At 37.7% G+C, this 570-nt stretch carries 1 protein-coding gene; it reads right to left on the bottom strand.

Features of this window, described 5'->3' with window-relative positions; genetic code table 11:
• On the bottom strand, positions 1 to 344 hold a 344-nt coding region (locus ACFIJK_RS09460; RefSeq protein WP_375627606.1), incomplete at its 3' end, for an antA/AntB antirepressor family protein.
• Between the last annotated feature and the right edge of the window lie 226 nt (positions 345 to 570).

The following is a 570-nucleotide window of genomic DNA, read 5'->3' as shown; positions in this document are numbered from 1 at the left end:
CGATCATAATCAACAGATTGGTTTCTCAGTTTCTTTTCACACTCAATAAAGTAACGGCGTGCTTGACGTCCTTTCTCGTTACGTTCCACCATTGAGAGCTCTTTCGCCATGTCTAAAGTGATGTGATATTCTGTACTTGGACGACCGCCTTTAGGTTTTACTAAATTTTTAGTAAAACTCGCAAAGTCCTTATTTTCTAGGAAACCATATTCTTTAATACGATTAATAATCCAATCGTTAAAACGAGATGTTACCTTCAAAAACGTATGCAAATCACGAGCGTTAACAGTTTGAACAGTTTCCTGATCAATGATTTGTTCCGATATTGGAATAAGAGTATTCATGAGAACTCCTTGTTGTTAGACGTTTTTCATTGACATTTTTTATAAAAATGCCGGGTGCTGAAAAACACGGCAACAAGCCCGTCGTTATGCCTTTCCCCCGAAAGGGTATTGTATAGCGTAACCACACCCGACAAAGCTATTATATGCGTGTAGCATATAATGAGTCAAAGTCTTTAATGCACAGAAGACTGATTATTTCGGTAACCAATCCGCTTGTTGTTTTAAG

Origin of the sequence: Bartonella sp. PS17NMGDW (assembly GCF_042193555.1) — a bacterium.
Lineage (GTDB): Bacteria > Pseudomonadota > Alphaproteobacteria > Rhizobiales > Rhizobiaceae > Bartonella > Bartonella grahamii.
The sequence above is the reverse complement of the archived record's forward strand: the minus strand, read 5'-3'. Positions and strand labels throughout refer to the sequence as shown.